This is a genomic window from Bacillus sp. Xin1 (genome assembly GCF_013314535.1).
In the GTDB taxonomy this organism is placed as follows: Bacteria; Bacillota; Bacilli; order Bacillales; family Bacillaceae_G; genus Bacillus_A.
Map to the genome: position 1 here is coordinate 77,731 of NZ_JABUAE010000010.1, position 18,039 is coordinate 95,769.

Here is an 18,039-nt window from a genome sequence, read left to right on the forward strand (position 1 = left end):
GGGAATTAACTATGCCTCATGTACCAGATTGGCTGCTTGTCATTATACGCTCCTTAGCTCTTTTAGTTATTTTATTTTCAATGACAAAATTGCTTGGAAAAAGGCAAATTTCACAGCTGTCATTTTTCGAATACGTTGCAGGTTTGACAATCGGTAACATCGCTGCTGAAATTACAACGGGACTAGAGCGCAACTTTTGGCATGGTGTTTCTAGTATGCTTATTTTTTCGCTCATACCATTTTTCGCAGGTATTGTTGCTTTAAAAAACAAGCGACTCAGAAATTTCATTGAAGGAAAAGCGACTATTTTTATAAAAGACGGGAAAGTCCTTGAAGATAATTTAAAGAAAGAAAATTATACAATTGATGAATTACTAGAACTTCTTAGAAAGAAAAATGCTTTTAATATAGCAGATGTTGAATATGCTGTATTGGAGTCGGGCGGTGAACTAAATGTCTTGTTAAAAAGAGACAAACAGCCACTTACTCCAAAAGATATCGGCTTACAAATAGCACCTGCAAAAGAAACACAAACGGTAATTATGGATGGAAACGTACTAGATGAACCACTTTCAGCCAGTGGTCATAATCGTGCTTGGCTTCACGCCGAGTTAGAGAAACTTGGCGTGGTGATAGAAAATGTCTTTATCGGGCAAGTCGATTCTTACGGACAACTTACTGTCGATATATATGATGATAAACTTCAAATGCCATCCCCTCAGGATAAACCATTATTGTTGGCTTCTCTAAAAAAATGTCAAGCTGATCTTGAATTATTCTCATTAGAAACAAAATCGAAATCGGCAAGTCAAATGTATAGCAAAAACGCAAAACAAATCCAACATATTTTAAATAGAGTAACTTATCTCCTAAAAGAATAATACACAAAAGAACGCTTCTATAGAAAAGGCGTTCTTTTGTTATTTAGCCTATTACATACGTTTAAATTTATATAATTCGGTTATCATGTTGAAGATGCATAAGCAGGGAATTTCAAAAACATAGCGAATAAATCATGGTACAACTACATATTTTTTTGATTTAAAGTGGTTTCGTTTGACCTTTATTGACCATAATTGTATTATAAGACTAAGAAAGCTTTCAAAGGAGGAAATAACAGATGAATTTAATTCCTACAGTAATTGAACAAACAAACCGTGGAGAACGCGCTTACGATATTTACTCTCGACTATTAAAAGACCGCATCATTATGCTTGGTAGCGCAATTGATGACAACGTAGCAAACTCAATCGTTTCCCAGCTTTTATTCTTGGAATCTCAAGATCCAGAAAAAGATATTCACTTATACATTAACAGCCCTGGTGGTTCTATCACAGCAGGTATGGCAATCTACGATACAATGCAGTTTATTAAACCAAACGTATCAACAATTTGTATCGGTATGGCAGCATCTATGGGTGCTTTCCTACTTGCAGCGGGTGAAAAAGGAAAACGTTTTGCTCTTCCAAACAGTGAAGTAATGATTCACCAGCCACTTGGTGGTGCACAAGGACAAGCAACTGAAATCGAAATTGCTGCAAAACGTATCCTATTCTTACGTGAAAAACTAAACCAAATTCTTGCTGATCGCACAGGTCAACCGTTAGAAGTACTACAACGCGACACAGACCGCGACAACTTCATGACAGCAGAAAAAGCACTAGAATACGGCTTAATCGATAAAATCTTTACAAATCGTTAATATACTTAAAAGCGGAAGCGGCTCGTTTAGAATCGCTACCCCAAAAGGCTATCGCACATGCGATAGCCTTTCTTATTGACCACTTCCCAAAATATATCAGCGATTTTTTCAATATATCAGCTGTTTCTCATAATATATCGGCGCAAATTGAAATATATCAGCGGTTCGACACAACATATCGACTATTCGACAAAATACCCATTCTCCCCCACCCTCTCCATACACATTTATTCCATATCGAAAAGTGACAAACTTGTTAATAAAACAAATGTGTGATTTGACTCACAATTTTATTCCGATCTTTATGTTACAGTGTAATTGATAATTCATATCAATTGTTTCGAGGTGATAATGATGATAAAACAAATTAATTTTCATCATACTGTTTATGATTTAACGACTCAATATCCTGAAATTATCCCCATTTTAAAGAACCTTGGATTTGAAAATATAACGAAACCTAATATGCTGCAAACAGCCGGTCGTATAATGACTATTCCGAAAGGCTGCCGAATGAAAGGTATTTCATTCGACGTAGTAAAAGAGGCTTTTCAAAATAATGGATTTAACATTAACGAGTAGAGGAGAATCCTTATGAGTGAAATGATTAATAACCGTGAACAAGAAAATATAAATAGCTCTGAACGACAAACAATCTTAAAGACTATTATTAAAGATCTTCATAACGGAAAAAGCGTAGAAGATGTAACCGCTCAGTTTCAAGAAGCAATCGGAAATATTACCGTCGCAGAAATTTCAAAACTCGAACAGGCACTTATGGAGGAAGAAGGAATTCCTGTAGAAGAAGTACAACGTTTATGTTCCGTGCATACAGCTGTTTTTAAGGGATCTATTGAAGAAATCCATCAATCTAATAAACAAGAAGAACAGCCGGGACATCCGATTCATACATTTAAAATAGAAAATAAAGAAATCGACCTACTTGTGAATTTCAAACTTCAACTTCACTATGAACGTTTTGAAAAAGAAGATAGCGAAGAAAACATTTATAAATTACTAGAAGACTTAAATTTATTACTAGATGTTGATAAACATTATAGCCGGAAAGAAAATCTGCTTTTCCCTTATTTAGAGAAATACGGTATTTACGGACCAACTCAAGTTATGTGGGGCGTTGATGACAGAATTCGTGACGCTATTAAAAAAGCAAAACAACAATTATTAAATTATAATCAAGATAAAAAATCAGTCTTAGACAGTATTTCTTTCGTCATCCAGGACGTAACCGAAATGATTTTTAAAGAAGAAAACATTTTATTTCCAATGGCTCTTCAAACTCTCACAGAAGATGAATGGCTAAAAATCGCTCATGAAAGTGATGAAATCGGCTACTGCTTAACGAGTCCTATAAATACATGGAAACCAGAAAGAAATATGATCAAAGAAGAAGCTATATCCGAAGGGTTGATTCGTTTCGAAACAGGTATATTATCTTTGAAACAGCTAGAACTGATGTTAAATCACTTACCTGTGGATATTACGTTCATTGACGAAAATGATGTTGTGCGCTACTTCTCCTATGGAAAAGAACGAATCTTTGCCCGCACGAAAGCTGTCATTGGTCGAACAGTGCAAAACTGTCATCCTCCAAAAAGCGTTCATGTCGTTGAAAAACTCTTAGAAGATTTCAAATCTGGAAAAAAAGATTGTGAAGATTTCTGGATTAAATTTCAAGATAAATATGTATATATTCGCTACTTCGCAGTGCGAAATACAGATGGAAAATATATGGGTACTCTTGAATTTACGCAAAATATTCAACCGATTCGTGAACTTCAAGGAGAAAAACGGATTCTTTCATAATTCATATGAGAATGATAAAGTGAACCTTTAATTGGCGATTCGCCACAACAAATTGCCCCAATCAAAAAAGCTATCGCTGCATGCGATAGCTTTTACTGTTTATTTTGTACATATGCTGCCAGCGCTTCTAAAGCAGCTTCTTCATCTGAACCTTCTGTTATAATCGTTACGTTGCTGCCAGATCCAATCGCTAAGCTCATAATCCCCATTATGCTCTTCGCATTGACTGTTTTTCCATCTTTCTCAATAAAAATATCAGCATGAAAACGATTTGCCTCTTGTACAAACAACGCAGCCGGACGTGCTTGTAAGCCGTTTTTTAATGCAACCTCAACTTGTTTCTGGACCATAGCTCCCATTTCCCCTTTACCGTTATTTTTTTGCTACCGGTTCCCCCGCGCGTAATTTCTCTGCAATTTCATCGATCTTACGCAAGCGATGATTGATACCTGATTTACTAATTTTCCCTCCAGATACCATCTCGCCTAATTCTTTCAATGTTACATCTTGATAATTAATACGTAATTGTGCAATCTCTCTTAATTTATCTGGTAAAACATCGAGCCCAACCGTTTCATCAATGTAACGAATATTTTCAATTTGCCTTAAAGCCGCACCAATTGTTTTATTTAAATTGGCTGTTTCGCAGTTCACTAATCGATTAACTGAATTACGCATATCGCGGACAATACGAATATCCTCAAATCTTAACAATGCATTATGTGCACCGATAATGTTTAAAAACTCCGTAATTTTCTCCGCTTCTTTTAAATACGTAATGTACCCTTTACGCCTTTCCAGCGTCTTACTATTTAAATCAAATCCGTTCATCAGTTCACATATAGAATCATTATGTTCCTTGTATAACGAAAAGACCTCTAAATGATAAGATGATGTTTCTGGGTTATTTACTGAACCACCTGCTAAAAATGCACCTCTTAAATACGATCGTTTGCAGCATTTCTTTTCAATCAATTCCTGTGAGATATTGCGAATAAATGAAAAGTCTTCTCTAACAATATGCAAATCCGCCAATATTTCACGGGATTTCTCAACAAGCCGAACGATATATACATTATTTTTCTTCAGTCGCATTTTTTTACGAACAAGCAATTCTACCGTCACGTCATATCCCTTTTTCAGCAATGTGTAAATTCTTCTTGCGATTGCTGCATTTTCTGTTTGAATATCAATCGAAAGACGACGGTTTGAAAAAGAAAGTGATCCGTTCATTCGAAGCAATGCTGATAATTCTGCTTTCTCACAGCACTCCTTCATTTCAAGCTTCGTGAGTTCTTTCTTTGTTTCTGATGCAAATGACACAGCCCCACCTCCTTATACGATATTTTGGAACAAAAATCTTGTCCTATATGAATGAGTAGCGTTATCTCTTACAGAGATAACGCATGCTTATAATAACGAATATAAAATAGAAGCTAATTTTAATGTATCATGTCTTACAACTTGATCATCATACTTTGCTAATTCATCTTGAATTAAGCGAATGTCATTTTGAGCAAAACGATGTTCATCAACCACAACCGGTTCAGACATTTCTTCTTCATACAATTTACGTAATTCAGCAGGAATATCATGATTATTTACAATTGCTGTATCAATGAAAGGTTCCCCAAGATGATCATGTAAAGCCTGCACATGATCAAATGCTGTATACCCCATCGTTTCTCCAGCTTGCGTCATGACATTACAGACATATACTTTTTTGGCCCTTGCAGCAAGAACGGCTTTACCGATTTTTTCTACAATTAGGTTTGGCAAAATACTTGTGTACAAACTACCTGGACCGAAGACAAGTAAATCTGCTCGTTTAATTTCCATCAATGTTTCATACAATGGTTCTACATCGCCTGGTGTTAAAAACACACGATTGATTTTTTTCCCAAAATACGGAATTTTAGATTCACCTGTTACAATTTGCCCATCTTCCAGTTCGGCATGAAGAACAACACTTTGATTGGCGGCTGGTAAAACACGCCCTCTCACATTTAACACTTTACTCGTTTCTGTAATGGCATGGAAAAAGTCTCCTGTAATCGACGTCATACCAGCTAATAATAAATTACCTAATGCATGACCCGTTAAACCTTTTCCGGATGTAAAACGATGTTGAAATAAAGCTTCCACAAGCGGCTCGACATCTGATAACGCAACAAGCACGTTACGAATGTCGCCTGGTGGTGGAATTTCTAACTCATCACGCAATCTACCTGAACTGCCACCATCATCAGCTACTGTAACAACCGCTGTAATATCAACAGGATATTTCTTCAATCCTCGTAATAAAACCGATAGTCCAGTTCCTCCTCCCATGATGACAATTTTAGGTTTCCTCTCTTTTTTCATCCCTTAATGGCCCTTTCTCTTCTCCACATCACGATGAGATATATGAACGATATATTCTGGTTTCAAATGTTTTCCAAGGTATTCTGCAAGTGTAACAGAACGATGTTGCCCACCTGTACATCCAATCGCAATTACAAGCTGACTCTTGCCTTCTCTTTTATAATGAGGAAGCATGAAACTAATAAGATCCGTCAACTTTTCTAAAAATTTATGTGTCTCATTAAACTTGAGCACATATGATGAAACTTCTTCATCCAGTCCTGTTAACGGCTTCATCTGTGGAATATAATATGGATTTGGTAAAAAACGAACATCAAATACTAAATCTGCATCAATTGGAATGCCGTACTTAAATCCAAATGACATCACATTTACACGAAATGCTTGCTCGTTTTCTGTTGAAAACAGATGAACAATTTTTTCGCGCAATTCTTTCGGTTTTAACTCAGACGTATCAAGCACAATATTCGCCCTTGCCTTCATGTCTGTTAATAAATTACGCTCGGCCTCAATCCCTTTTAACGGAAGTCCTGTTGGCGCAAGTGGATGCGAACGTCTCGTTTCTTTGTAACGCGTTACAAGCGTGCTATCTTTCGCATCTAAAAATAAAATATGAGGTATAATCCAAGTGCGTTCTGATAAATCATCAAGCGCTCCCCATAAATGCTCAAAAAATTCGCGGCCACGTAAATCAATACCAAGTGCCACCTTGTTCATTTTCCCTTTCGAGTCTGCCATCAGTTCAACAAACTTTGGCAATAACATCGGCGGTAAGTTATCTACACAAAAATATCCTAAATCTTCGAAGCTTTGCAGAGCTACTGTTTTTCCTGCACCGGACATCCCTGTAATAATTACCATTTTAATATCATTATTTACTGTCATTGTATCCCTCCTCGGCGGTTTAGCTTGGATCCAATCGATATGAAAGTAATTCAAAATCTGGTGTATATACAAACGTACCGTAGATGATTCCATTTCCTTTAATTAAATAATCAATAATGTGATAATCTCCCGGCGCCATTGCTAATTCATCAATCTTATCAAATGTATGCCAACCAATGATGCCTTCTTCGCTTTCTAATTTGTTTTCTCCTGCAAAATCTGTCGCTAAAAAGGAGAACATCATCCACTCAGAAACAACTTTATCGCCTTCTTGAATGACAAAAGTGAAGACTCCCTTTAATGCTGGGTTCTTTAAATAAATGCCTGTTTCTTCACGATATTCGCGGACAACGGAATCCCTCACTGTTTCACCGCGCTCCATTTTCCCGCCCGGTGCAACCCACCAGTTCCGACGAGGTTTTTGTAGTAGGAGAACTTCATTATCTTTAATTAACACACAGTTTGTTACTCTTTGCATGCCTCTTCACCTCAGCTACTTATGACGAATTTCTTCATCACATACTCATTTCATTATACTATCAAAAACAGTTTGTCACAATGAAGGAGGCTAGCTCCTTAAACAAGCCAAATACGGGTTAAACAACCAAAATCATTCCTTTTAGGTGGGAGAGAGAATCCGCTCATGGATAGAAGCGGTTAGTTCCTTTTTTCGCCCCATGCCATGTGAAAACAGAAGGAAAAAATGAGCGAAGACCTTCTTTTCTTTTCATAACGGTGACTTATATGTCAAAAAAATAAAATGGATATAGATAAACTTATTCTTCCTAAGAACATAAAAAAATCCCCTTAACGAATTTTATCGTCAAGGAGATTTACCACTTATTTTTTACTGAAATACGATACAATCGCAAATCCTAAAATAAACGTAATAATAGAGCTTACAATCGACATGCCACCGGCCGGAATACCTGGAAACACTACTGCAATCGATCCAATAACAAGTCCGATAATTACTGCGAATGTTGCACTTTTAAAATGTGTCAATAAGTAACTAATTCCTTTACTACTTACAACGAATCCAACCATAACCCCTGCGCCAATCACTGCAATTAGTGGCAGATTTAATGTTGTTAACGCATTAATCGCTGTTGGATATACACCGATGATTAATAAAATAAATGACCCACTAATCCCTGGAAGTAACATAGCCATACTAGCCATCCATCCTGCCAGGAATAGCCCAATTGCATTTAAAATAGTTAACGTCGTAATTGAATCTGCCGCTTTATCTGGCTTAAAAAGTGCTGTTACAGCTACAAGAGCCGCTGCAACGATTAATATAACAATATGTCCACCTTTAAATGTTTCTTTCGCATTCGCTTCCTTCATCAACATTGGTAAAATACTTATAATTAAACCAAGGAAGAAAAACTGCGTTGGCTCATAATGATATTCTAGCAAATACTTAATCACATGACTTAATGTTAAAAACGCAGCCGCTACGCCCATAGCAAGCGGAATTAAAAAGCCTAAATGCTTTTTCCATTCGCGACTAAAGAATCCGCTAATTGCCGCAAGCAACCTTTCATAAATCCCTAATACAACAGCAATTGTGCCACCACTAACGCCAGGAATTAAATCACTAACGCCCATACAAAAACCACGATATATATTACGCCATTCCATATTGAATAAACTCCTCATTTCTCATAGTCATTTTTCCCATAAATTCTAGTATAACAATAAGGAATCTTGTAATCCAAAGAAATTTTGACAAACATTTGACATTTTAGGAAGAAAATAAAAGAAGAAAGCCACCATCTATGAAGGTAGCTTTCTTCTCTAAAAAAGATTCATATCCTTATTTTTCTGTTACAGTTTTTAATTCTTCTAACAGCTCTTCTACATAGTGCTGTGCACTTTGTGCTGCGATACTGCCATCACCAGTTGCTGTTACAATTTGACGAAGCATTTTTTCGCGAACATCACCAGCTGCGAAAATACCAGGAACTTTCGTTTCCATGCGTTCATTTGTTTCGATATAACCATTTTCATTTGTAATACCTAGCTCAGTAAATGGTTTTGATAGTGGTAACATACCGATATAAATGAAAGCACCATCTGTTTTGAACTCTTGTTCTTCACCAGTGTTCACATCTACAAGTGTTACACTACCTACTTTACCATTCTCATCATTGATTTCTTTTACAGTATGATTCCAAATGAAGTCTACTTTTTCATTTTGGAAAGCACGATCTTGCAGGATTTTCTGTGCGCGAAGTGTATCACGACGGTGAACGATTGTTACTTTTGATGCGAAACGTGTTAAATACACACCTTCCTCAACAGCAGAATCTCCGCCGCCAACAACAACAAGTTCTTTCCCTTTAAAGAATGCACCATCACATACTGCGCAATATGATACACCGCGGCCTCCAAGTTCTTTTTCACCTGGCACACCGATTTTTTTGTACTCTGCACCACTTGCAACGATGATTGCGCGTGTTTTATATTCCTTTTTACCAGCCACAACTGTTTTATATTCTTTACCATCGATGACTTCTTTTACATCACCATACGCATATTCAGCACCGAATTTCTTTGCATGCTCGAACATTTTATTTGATAAATCAGGTCCTAAAATGGATTCATAACCTGGATAGTTTTCTACATCTTCTGTATTCGCCATCTGTCCGCCTGGAATACCGCGTTCAAGCATAAGCGTGCTTAAATTTGCACGAGACGTATACACTGCAGCTGTCATCCCAGCTGGTCCAGCACCAATAATAATGACATCATAAATTTTTTCTTCTGACACACTATTCACTCCTCTTCATTCCTACCATAACTTACCCTCATTATACTGTTAGCACCTGTTTTTTCCCAATGATTTGCCTATGCATGAGTACGCTTTACTACTTGCACATATTTTCTCACAGTTGCTACAGATACATTATATATATTTCCAAGTTCGGCCTGTGTCATTTTATTTCTCTGCTGGCCGCGCACAATATATTCGATTGCCGCAGACCACCCAAACACATTCGTAAAGACCGTACCAGATGTATATAAACGGATAAACGTACAAAACCAAAAATGCAAGCATTCTTCAATCAATTCATCTTCTTTATTTGTATAGTTATATAAGGCATCCGAAATTCTGACGCATTGTTCAAACGCTTGTAACTCGCCTGGAATACTCTTATGACTACTCATTAAAAAGAAATATTTTGCCAGTTGTGAAACGATCGGCACACCATTTTTCGCCTGCGCCACCTCAAAGAAAAAGCTAATTTTCTCTGGTGTTGTTAGTTCATTCATTAAATATAGTGCTAGCATTTTCTCTTCTAACGTTTCACTTTGCCCAAAAGATTTCCGCAGCTCTTCAAACAAAACATTCTGCCCTTCATCAGCTAAATGCAGGGCATTCCACGGCTCTTTCCCTTTTTTATCAGGGTGTAATTCTACAACAGATTGCCACATTTTTTCGGCTGTATGTTGATCTTGTATCATATAAGCAGAGTATGCAAACCAATAGTAAAAGCTGACATCACCTTCATAACCTTGACGCTTTAATAACCTTAACCATTTATATGCTGATGCAAAGTAACCAATTGTTGCAAATGTTGTTCCTAGCTTTAATCGATGCTCAAATGACATCGGATATACTGATTCTAGTTGCCCCGCTAACGCTTCTACTTGTTTATGCTCTCCAATTGAATATAGAAAAATAAGCGTATTACAAAGCGCATGCATATTACCAGGATTTTTCTCTAAAATCATTTCTGTTAACTTTAGTGCCTGATCTACATTTCCTGATTGGAAATGCGCAATTGCTAAGTTATTATAACCCGACCAAAATTCTGGATAATCCTTCGTTACAACTTCAAGCGTAGCAATCGCTTCCTCCAATTGTCCGTTACGAATATAGCGATTCGCCTCTTCCTGCATAACAATTAATTCATCTTCATCTTCAATCTCTTCCGTATCCAACGATTCTTCTTCCATAATCTCAAGTAATTCTAACGTATCTTCTACAAATTCTTTTTCCGTTGCTACCTCTAAATATTTCTCCGCATACTTCTTTGCTTGCTGAAACAAACCGAGATATGCGTAATTATTTGCGATAAAATAATAGCACTGCTCAATATCAGAATTCGAACGAATTAATTTCAAGAAAATTTGATTTGATTCTTGATACTCACCGACTTCAGATAATACCGTCGCTAATTGACATAAAATAAACGGCTCTTTCTCACTTTGTGCCGCTCTTCGAAAATATTTAATTGCATCTTGTAATTTATGACTTTGATAAGCTTTCATTCCTTTTTTATAAAAGAAATCAGCTAATTGATTAAAAGAGATAACTTGTCCGTTCTCCTTATACATCCGTTGATTTTTCCCCATATATCCTCCAGTTTTTTGTTTTCTTCGCTCATACATTTTCTATTTATAAGTATAAACGATTCCGTAAAAAACAAAACAGTATATTATAATCAATTATTTCCTTTTTATTCATAAAAAGAGAAGAGAAATGTTACATTTTTAACAACGAACTTCTCTTCTCTGCCATTTCTTTCTGCGTATAAATGATACGCATCGGATTTCCACCTACAAAAGCACCACTTGGTACATCACGGTGAACAAGTGTACCTGCTGAAACAATGGCGCCGTCCCCAATCTTTACACCTGGCAATATAGTTGAATTTGCTCCAATCATTACTTCATTCCCTATAATGACTTCCCCGAGGCGATATTCATGAATTAAATATTCGTGAGCTAAAATCGTTGTGTTATAGCCAATTATTGAATTCGTTCCAATTTTAATCTTTTCTGGAAACATAATATCCGGCATTGCCATAAGCGCAAATGATGTTTGCTTTCCTACTTTCATTCGTAAAAATGTGCGATACAGCCAAATTTTCATTCGTAAAAATGGTGTATAACGTGCAATTTGAATGACAATAAAATTTTTCATCACCTTAAAGAAAGATACTGTCTTATATACATTCCATAGTGGATTTGCTCCTGAAACAGGGTAGCGCGTTGTCCGTCGCACTTTACTCTCTCCCCTTACCTACTATTCAGACAAAATGGATAACAAGTCACTCATTTTATCTAATACATAATCCGGCTTATATGACTCTAAGTACTCTCTACCTTTAATCGTCCAGGCAACTGCCGCGGTTTTCGTACCTGCGTTTTGTCCGCCCACTATATCATGATGGTTATCACCAACCATTAACGTTTCTTCTGGATTTGCATGTAGTAGCTTTAATGCTTTTTGAATCGGTTCTGGATGTGGTTTCACATGCTGTACATCATCAATTGTAACAACCACATCAAAGAACTCATTTAATTTAGAAAGCCTTAAACCCATTTCCACCGTTTGTCTTGCCTTCGTTGTTACAATTCCAATTTTGTATCCTTGCTTCTTTAGCTCTTGGACTGTCTCATAAACAGTTTCATATTCTTCCACTAGTTCATCGTGATGGTCATGATTAAACTGGCGATAGCACTGAATCATCTCATCTACCTTACTTTCATTCATTGAACTAAACGTCTCATGCAAAGACGGACCGATAAACGGCAATACATCTTCGCGCTTATACTGATTTGGATAGTACTTGTTTAACGTGTGTAAAAAAGAAGAAATAATGAGTTCATTTGTATTAATTAACGTCCCATCTAAATCAAATAACACTGTATTTATTTTCATATGCTAAGGTCCTTTCGCTATCTGAATATGAAAGAAGCAGCATCTCATATAAGATGCTACTTTTTCTAGTCTTCTAAATATCTTTTATCAGCTTGCCCCATTTTACGTCTCACAATAATGAAAATGATTGAAATAACAACAAGTCCGATAGACACCACTTGTGCAATACGAAGTGGCCCTAACATTAAGCTATCTGTACGTAACCCTTCCACAAAGAAACGGCCAACTGAATACCAAATTAAATACGTAAAGAATAATTCACCACGTCGTAAATTCGCTTTTCGTAATAACAACAATAGGATTACACCTGCAAAACTCCATAATGATTCATATAAGAACGTTGGATGATAATAAACACCATCAATATACATTTGGTTCACAATAAACTCTGGTAAATGTAAGCCTTCTAAAAACTGTCTCGTTACTTCACCACCATGAGCCTCTTGGTTCATAAAGTTGCCCCAGCGTCCGATTGCTTGTCCAAGCAAAATACTCGGTGCTGCAATATCAGCTAACTTCCAGAAAGAAAGCCCGCGTCTCTTCGCAAAGAAAATCCCCGTAATAACCGCCCCGATTAAACCACCATGAATCGCTAAGCCACCTTGACGAATATTAATAATTTGCTTGGGATCTTGCATATAATATTCCCATTCAAAAATAACATAGTATGCGCGTGCGCAAAGAATCGCGATTGGCACCGCAATTAAAACAAGATCGACAAACGTATCTTTTGGAATACCTAACCGTTCACCCTCGCGTGTAGCAAGCCAAAGGCCAAGCAAAACACCTGTCCCGATAATAAGTCCATACCAATAGACTGGGAATGGTCCAAGTTGAATGGCTATGCGGTCTAACTGTGGTACAGACCCTAACAGCATATGGATGACCTCCCTCTCCTCAATTACTCCTGATTCCCTAGTTCAATCGCACTCATTAGGCGCTCTGAAAATTGTTGGGCTGCATTGACTCCCATTCGTTTTAACCTAAAGTTCATCGCTGCTACTTCAATAATAACAGCCAAGTTTCGACCAGGTCGCACTGGAAGTGTAATCTTCGTAAGTTCTGTATCTATAATCTTCATTTTCTCTTCATCCAGACCTAGGCGATCATAGTTTTTCTTTTGATCCCAAATCTCGAGGTTAATCACAAGTGTAATACGCTTATAATTTCGTACAGCACCTGCACCAAATAACGTCATTACGTTAATAATACCTAAACCGCGAATTTCTAATAAATGCTCAATTAAATCTGGTGAACTTCCTACTAATGTATCTTCATCTTCTTGACGAATTTCAACGCTATCATCTGCAACTAGACGATGACCACGTTTTACAAGTTCAAGCGCTGTCTCACTTTTTCCGACACCACTTTGACCTGTAATTAAAACACCAACACCGTAAATATCTACTAATACACCATGAACAGCAGTTGTTGGCGCTAACTTACTCTCTAAATAGTTTGTTAAACGACTTGATAGTCTTGTCGTCGTTTGGGCAGAACGTAAAAGAGGCACCCCAGATTCACGTGATGCTTGCAATAATTCCTCTGGCACATCTTGACTACGCGTTACAATAATACAAGGCGTTTCTTCTGTACAAAGAACTTTCATTCTTTCTTGCTTTTGCTCACTTGTTAACGTCTCACAGAAGGTAAGCTCCGTTTTTCCAAGAAGCTGGACGCGATCAGCTGGATAATATGTAAAGAATCCTGCCATTTCAATTCCAGGTCGCGATAAATCACTTGTATCAATTGGACGGTGAATCCCTTCCTCACCACTCACTAACTCTAATTGAAATTGTTCAATTAAATCTTTTGTCCGTACTTTCGGCATATGTAAACCTCCACTCCGCTGCGGGTTCAGTCTCATTTGATGTAAAATTCCATTCTATCCGATATTGTACCATTTTTTTCTGTAAACAAGAAATGTGGTTTCTATTAAATAAAAAAAAACATTTCATGGCGTTCATGAAATGTTTTTCTTTTTGTCACTTTTCTATTTTTTTTCAGATAATGGCTCTACAATTACTTTATCAATCAGCATATTTAAAATAGAAATACAAATTGCCGCAACAATCGCTACACCAAATCCAGATATATTAAAAGCATCACCTAATAAAGAATCTGTCATTTTCAGCGTAATCGCGTTAATTACGATTAGGAAGAATCCAAATGTCAGTACCGTAATCGGCAACGTAATTAAAATTAATAACGGTTTTACAAACACATTTAAAATCGATAAGATAATGCTCGCAATAATTGCCGTTTGTATATTTTCTATGTAAAATGCGTCTGGTGCAATTCCCTTCAGAAGACCTGATACAACAATTAACACGACGCTATTCACAAGAAGTGATAGAATCCATCTCATTTTCTTACACATCCTTTTGATATATATATTTAATCATACGCTAATGGGTTGCAAACGCCAAGTGACCATTTATAAAACGAATGAAAACCTTTCTTTTTTGGTGGGAAGAGAGCGTCCGCCCATGCATAGGAGCGGTCAGGGCCCTTTTTCACCCCATGCCTTGTGAAAACATAGGGAGAATGTGAGTAGGGAATCTGGTTGTATTTTCATAACCACGACGTATATTGCGGAAGAACAAAATAAAATCATATAAAAGCTTATTCCATTCTTCATACTTGTATACCTATCACACTAAAACTGGTTCTTTCTCAAAACTAAAGCAAGGAGCTAGCCAAATCGGCTTAGCTCCCTACTTCAACTTCTTTCATTTTCTCTTTCATACGAGCTGTATCACGCTCTAAAATACCTTTTAAATACTTTCCTGTATACGAACGCTCTTCTTTTACAACTTGCTCCGGAGTCCCTGAAGCAACGATTTGTCCGCCTTTGTCTCCACCTTCTGGGCCAAGGTCAACAATGTAATCAGCTGTTTTAATTACATCTAAATTATGCTCAATGACAAGCACAGTTTCCCCACTTTCAACAAGGCGCTGCAATACTTCTAGAAGACGTGCAATATCATGTGCATGTAAACCTGTTGTTGGCTCATCTAAAATATATAACGTACGACCTGTAGAACGGCGGTGTAATTCAGAGGCAAGTTTCACACGCTGCGCTTCACCACCCGATAATGTAGTGGCCGGCTGTCCTAATTTCATATAACCTAGTCCTACATCTACAAGCGTCTGTAACTTCCGTTTAATTTTCGGGATATTCGCAAAGAATTCTACCCCATCTTCAATCGTCATTCCTAGTACTTCAGAAATGTTCTTATCTTTATATTTCACTTCTAACGTTTCACGATTATAACGTTTTCCATGACATACTTCACATGGAACATATACATCCGGTAAGAAGTGCATTTCAATTTTTATAATGCCATCACCACGACAAGCTTCGCAGCGGCCACCTTTGACGTTAAAGCTAAAGCGTCCTTTTTGATATCCACGTACCTTCGCTTCATTCGTTTGTGCAAACACATCGCGAATATCATCAAACACACCTGTATATGTTGCAGGGTTTGAACGTGGCGTACGTCCAATTGGTGATTGATCAATATCAATAACTTTATCTAAATGTTCAAGGCCTTTAATGTCCTTATGTGCGCCTGGCTTACTTTTTGCTTTATATAATTTCTGCGCTAACGATTTATATAAAACTTCATTGATCATCGTACTTTTTCCAGAACCAGATACACCTGTTACTGCTACAAATGTACCAAGCGGGAATGACATTTTCGCATTTTTTAAGTTATTTTCTTTTGCACCAATAATCTCAACTTTTCGTCCGTCCCCTTTACGCCTTTCAAGTGGAACCGGAATAAACTTCTTACCACTTAAATATTGTCCTGTTAATGAATCATCATCATTCATCACTTCATCTGGTGATCCAGCTGATACAACCTGCCCACCATGAATCCCTGCACCAGGACCGATATCAAGCAAGTAATCGGCCGCCATCATTGTATCTTCATCATGCTCAACAACGATTAATGTATTTCCTAAATCGCGCATTTCCTGCAATGTACGAATGAGACGATCATTATCACGTTGGTGTAAGCCAATAGAAGGTTCATCAAGAATATATAATACACCTGTTAAACGAGAACCAATTTGCGTTGCCAGACGAATACGCTGTGCTTCACCGCCTGATAATGTTCCCGCCGCACGGCTTAATGTTAAATAATCAAGTCCTACGTTAATTAAGAAACTTACCCGCTCTTTAATTTCACGTAAAATTAAACGAGCAATCTTTTCCTGTTTTTCTGTTAGTTCAATGGCATCGAAGAAATCATACACTTCTTGAACAGAATACTTTGTTACATCCGAAATTGTTTTTCCGTCAACAAAAACAGCTAAGCTTTCTGGCTTTAAGCGGCCTCCCTTACATTTCGGACACGCCTGCTCGGCCATATATTTCTCCATTTGCTCACGAATATAATCCGAACTCGTTTCACGGTAACGACGCTCAATATTTGGAATAACTCCTTCAAATAAAATCTCACTCTCTTTCACTTGACCAAAGTCATTCACATAACGGAAATAAACCTTCTCTTCTCCGCTTCCATACAATACCTTATCAAACAAATCTTTCGGTATATCCTTTACAGGCATATCCATATCAATGCCGTAATGATTACATACCGATTGTAATAATTGCGGATAATATTGCGAACTAGTCGGTTCCCAAGGGGCAATCGCATGCCCATTTAAAGATAAATCCCAGTTTGGAATCACTAGTTCTAAATCTACCTCTAATTTCGAACCGAGCCCATCACAAGACGGACAAGCTCCAAATGGACTATTGAAAGAGAACATACGAGGCTCTAACTCCCCGATCGAGAAACCGCAATGCGGACAAGCGTGATGCTCACTAAATAAAAGCTCCTCTTCTCCAATCACATCAATTAATACACGACCTCCGCCAAGCTTGAGTGCGCTCTCAAGGGAGTCGGCAAGGCGGCTCGCAATTCCTTCTTTTATAACGATACGGTCAATTACAACTTCAATCGAATGCTTCTTGTTTTTATCTAATGTAATCTCTTCAGAAACATCAAGCATTTCTCCATCAACACGAACACGAACATAACCCTGTTTCTTTATATCTTCTAATACTTTCACGTGTGCACCTTTACGTCCTGACACAACCGGTGCTAACACTTGCAATTTTGTACGCTCTGGGTATTCCAAAACACGGTCTACCATCTGTTCTACCGTTTGTGATGTAATTTCAATCCCATGATTCGGACAGATTGGCGTCCCAATACGTGCAAATAATAGACGTAAATAGTCATAAATCTCCGTCACGGTTCCGACCGTTGAACGAGGATTACGACTCGTCGTTTTTTGATCAATTGAAATGGCTGGAGACAAACCTTCAATTGTATCCACATCCGGTTTATCCATTTGTCCTAAGAATTGGCGCGCATACGCGGATAAAGACTCCACATATCTGCGCTGCCCTTCTGCATAAATCGTATCAAATGCTAATGATGATTTCCCTGAACCAGACAAACCTGTCACAACAACGAGCTGATTTCTCGGAATGGTTACATCAATATTTTTTAAGTTATGCGCTCTCGCACCTTTTACAACGATAAAATCTTTGCTCACTCTT

18 protein-coding genes are annotated in these 18,039 nt (G+C 37.5%); 4 read left to right on the forward strand and 14 right to left on the reverse strand.

Features of this window, described 5'->3' with window-relative positions; genetic code table 11:
* Positions 1–11 precede the first annotated feature (11 nt).
* The 4 genes from HRG09_RS11955 to HRG09_RS11970 all read left to right on the forward strand — a co-directional run bounded on the left by HRG09_RS11955 (position 12) and on the right by HRG09_RS11970 (position 3,526).
* On the forward strand, positions 12–881 hold the full coding sequence (locus tag HRG09_RS11955) for a DUF421 domain-containing protein (RefSeq protein ID WP_174101013.1): 870 nt from the start codon (positions 12–14) through the stop codon (positions 879–881).
* Between the two features lie 239 nt (positions 882–1,120).
* Entirely contained in the window at positions 1,121–1,702 is a 582-nt protein-coding gene (gene clpP / locus HRG09_RS11960) for an ATP-dependent Clp endopeptidase proteolytic subunit ClpP (protein WP_174101014.1), read from the forward strand.
* A 354-nt stretch (positions 1,703–2,056) separates the two neighbouring features.
* Positions 2,057–2,284 (forward strand): DUF1858 domain-containing protein, encoded by a 228-nt coding sequence (locus HRG09_RS11965; protein ID WP_174101061.1) that lies wholly within the window; start codon positions 2,057–2,059, stop codon positions 2,282–2,284.
* A gap of 12 nt (positions 2,285–2,296) precedes the next feature.
* On the forward strand, positions 2,297–3,526 hold the full coding sequence (locus HRG09_RS11970) for a DUF438 domain-containing protein (protein ID WP_174101015.1): 1,230 nt from the start codon (positions 2,297–2,299) through the stop codon (positions 3,524–3,526).
* A gap of 92 nt (positions 3,527–3,618) precedes the next feature.
* Here HRG09_RS11970 and HRG09_RS11975 read toward each other — a convergent pair whose 3' ends face one another.
* The 14 genes from HRG09_RS11975 to uvrA form a co-directional block, all read right to left on the reverse strand.
* Positions 3,619–3,876: an HPr family phosphocarrier protein gene (locus tag HRG09_RS11975; RefSeq protein WP_174101016.1), complete on the reverse strand. Its 258-nt coding sequence runs from the start codon at positions 3,874–3,876 to the stop codon at positions 3,619–3,621.
* A 22-nt stretch (positions 3,877–3,898) separates the two neighbouring features.
* On the reverse strand, positions 3,899–4,849 hold the full coding sequence (gene whiA / locus HRG09_RS11980; RefSeq protein ID WP_003201892.1) for a DNA-binding protein WhiA: 951 nt from the start codon (positions 4,847–4,849) through the stop codon (positions 3,899–3,901).
* 87 nt (positions 4,850–4,936) lie between these two features.
* Positions 4,937–5,890, reverse strand: coding sequence for a gluconeogenesis factor YvcK family protein (locus HRG09_RS11985; RefSeq protein WP_174101017.1), 954 nt, complete (start codon positions 5,888–5,890; stop codon positions 4,937–4,939).
* A gap of 3 nt (positions 5,891–5,893) precedes the next feature.
* Positions 5,894–6,775, reverse strand: coding sequence for an RNase adapter RapZ (gene rapZ, locus HRG09_RS11990; protein WP_174101018.1), 882 nt, complete (start codon positions 6,773–6,775; stop codon positions 5,894–5,896).
* 19 nt (positions 6,776–6,794) lie between these two features.
* A complete protein-coding gene (locus HRG09_RS11995; RefSeq protein WP_001190078.1) occupies positions 6,795–7,253 on the reverse strand; it encodes an NUDIX hydrolase in 459 nt (152 codons plus the stop codon).
* Between the two features lie 362 nt (positions 7,254–7,615).
* Positions 7,616–8,422, reverse strand: coding sequence for a DUF368 domain-containing protein (locus HRG09_RS12000; RefSeq protein WP_174101019.1), 807 nt, complete (start codon positions 8,420–8,422; stop codon positions 7,616–7,618).
* A 175-nt stretch (positions 8,423–8,597) separates the two neighbouring features.
* Positions 8,598–9,554: a thioredoxin-disulfide reductase gene (trxB, locus tag HRG09_RS12005; RefSeq protein ID WP_174101020.1), complete on the reverse strand. Its 957-nt coding sequence runs from the start codon at positions 9,552–9,554 to the stop codon at positions 8,598–8,600.
* A 77-nt stretch (positions 9,555–9,631) separates the two neighbouring features.
* Positions 9,632–11,143: a tetratricopeptide repeat protein gene (locus HRG09_RS12010; protein WP_174101021.1), complete on the reverse strand. Its 1,512-nt coding sequence runs from the start codon at positions 11,141–11,143 to the stop codon at positions 9,632–9,634.
* Positions 11,144–11,273: 130 nt separating this feature from the next.
* Positions 11,274–11,795 carry an acyltransferase gene (locus tag HRG09_RS12015; protein WP_174101022.1) on the reverse strand — a complete coding sequence of 174 codons (522 nt, stop codon included), beginning with the start codon at positions 11,793–11,795 and terminating at the stop codon, positions 11,274–11,276.
* A 21-nt stretch (positions 11,796–11,816) separates the two neighbouring features.
* Complete coding sequence (gene ppaX, locus HRG09_RS12020) at positions 11,817–12,455, reverse strand: pyrophosphatase PpaX (RefSeq protein ID WP_174101023.1); 639 nt, start codon at positions 12,453–12,455, stop codon at positions 11,817–11,819.
* A 65-nt stretch (positions 12,456–12,520) separates the two neighbouring features.
* Positions 12,521–13,333, reverse strand: a complete 813-nt coding sequence (lgt, locus tag HRG09_RS12025) for a prolipoprotein diacylglyceryl transferase (protein ID WP_174101024.1) — start codon at positions 13,331–13,333, stop codon at positions 12,521–12,523.
* Positions 13,334–13,356: 23 nt separating this feature from the next.
* Positions 13,357–14,286, reverse strand: a complete 930-nt coding sequence (hprK, locus tag HRG09_RS12030; RefSeq protein WP_174101025.1) for an HPr(Ser) kinase/phosphatase — start codon at positions 14,284–14,286, stop codon at positions 13,357–13,359.
* 162 nt (positions 14,287–14,448) lie between these two features.
* The gene (locus HRG09_RS12035; protein WP_174101026.1) at positions 14,449–14,823 is read right to left on the reverse strand and encodes a phage holin family protein; all 375 of its coding nucleotides are present in this window, start codon (positions 14,821–14,823) and stop codon (positions 14,449–14,451) included.
* Between the two features lie 341 nt (positions 14,824–15,164).
* Positions 15,165–18,035: an excinuclease ABC subunit UvrA gene (gene uvrA / locus HRG09_RS12040; RefSeq protein WP_174101027.1), complete on the reverse strand. Its 2,871-nt coding sequence runs from the start codon at positions 18,033–18,035 to the stop codon at positions 15,165–15,167.
* Positions 18,036–18,039 lie beyond the last annotated feature (4 nt).

What these genes read in the sequence shown, in the direction of transcription:
- clpP (WP_174101014.1), top strand. Translation starts at nt 1,121, where the DNA reads ATGAATTTAATTCCTACAGTAATTGAACAAACAAACCGTGGAGAACGC.
- HRG09_RS11965 (WP_174101061.1), top strand. Translation starts at nt 2,057, where the DNA reads ATGATAAAACAAATTAATTTTCATCATACTGTTTATGATTTAACGACT.
- HRG09_RS12010 (WP_174101021.1), bottom strand. Translation starts at nt 11,143, where the DNA reads ATGGGGAAAAATCAACGGATGTATAAGGAGAACGGACAAGTTATCTCT.
- HRG09_RS11995 (WP_001190078.1), bottom strand. Translation starts at nt 7,253, where the DNA reads ATGCAAAGAGTAACAAACTGTGTGTTAATTAAAGATAATGAAGTTCTC.
- rapZ (WP_174101018.1), bottom strand. Translation starts at nt 6,775, where the DNA reads ATGACAGTAAATAATGATATTAAAATGGTAATTATTACAGGGATGTCC.
- HRG09_RS11955 (WP_174101013.1), top strand. Translation starts at nt 12, where the DNA reads ATGCCTCATGTACCAGATTGGCTGCTTGTCATTATACGCTCCTTAGCT.
- HRG09_RS11970 (WP_174101015.1), top strand. Translation starts at nt 2,297, where the DNA reads ATGAGTGAAATGATTAATAACCGTGAACAAGAAAATATAAATAGCTCT.
- HRG09_RS12035 (WP_174101026.1), bottom strand. Translation starts at nt 14,823, where the DNA reads ATGAGATGGATTCTATCACTTCTTGTGAATAGCGTCGTGTTAATTGTT.
- lgt (WP_174101024.1), bottom strand. Translation starts at nt 13,333, where the DNA reads ATGCTGTTAGGGTCTGTACCACAGTTAGACCGCATAGCCATTCAACTT.
- HRG09_RS12000 (WP_174101019.1), bottom strand. Translation starts at nt 8,422, where the DNA reads ATGGAATGGCGTAATATATATCGTGGTTTTTGTATGGGCGTTAGTGAT.
- HRG09_RS11975 (WP_174101016.1), bottom strand. Translation starts at nt 3,876, where the DNA reads ATGGTCCAGAAACAAGTTGAGGTTGCATTAAAAAACGGCTTACAAGCA.
- HRG09_RS11985 (WP_174101017.1), bottom strand. Translation starts at nt 5,890, where the DNA reads ATGAAAAAAGAGAGGAAACCTAAAATTGTCATCATGGGAGGAGGAACT.
- hprK (WP_174101025.1), bottom strand. Translation starts at nt 14,286, where the DNA reads ATGCCGAAAGTACGGACAAAAGATTTAATTGAACAATTTCAATTAGAG.
- ppaX (WP_174101023.1), bottom strand. Translation starts at nt 12,455, where the DNA reads ATGAAAATAAATACAGTGTTATTTGATTTAGATGGGACGTTAATTAAT.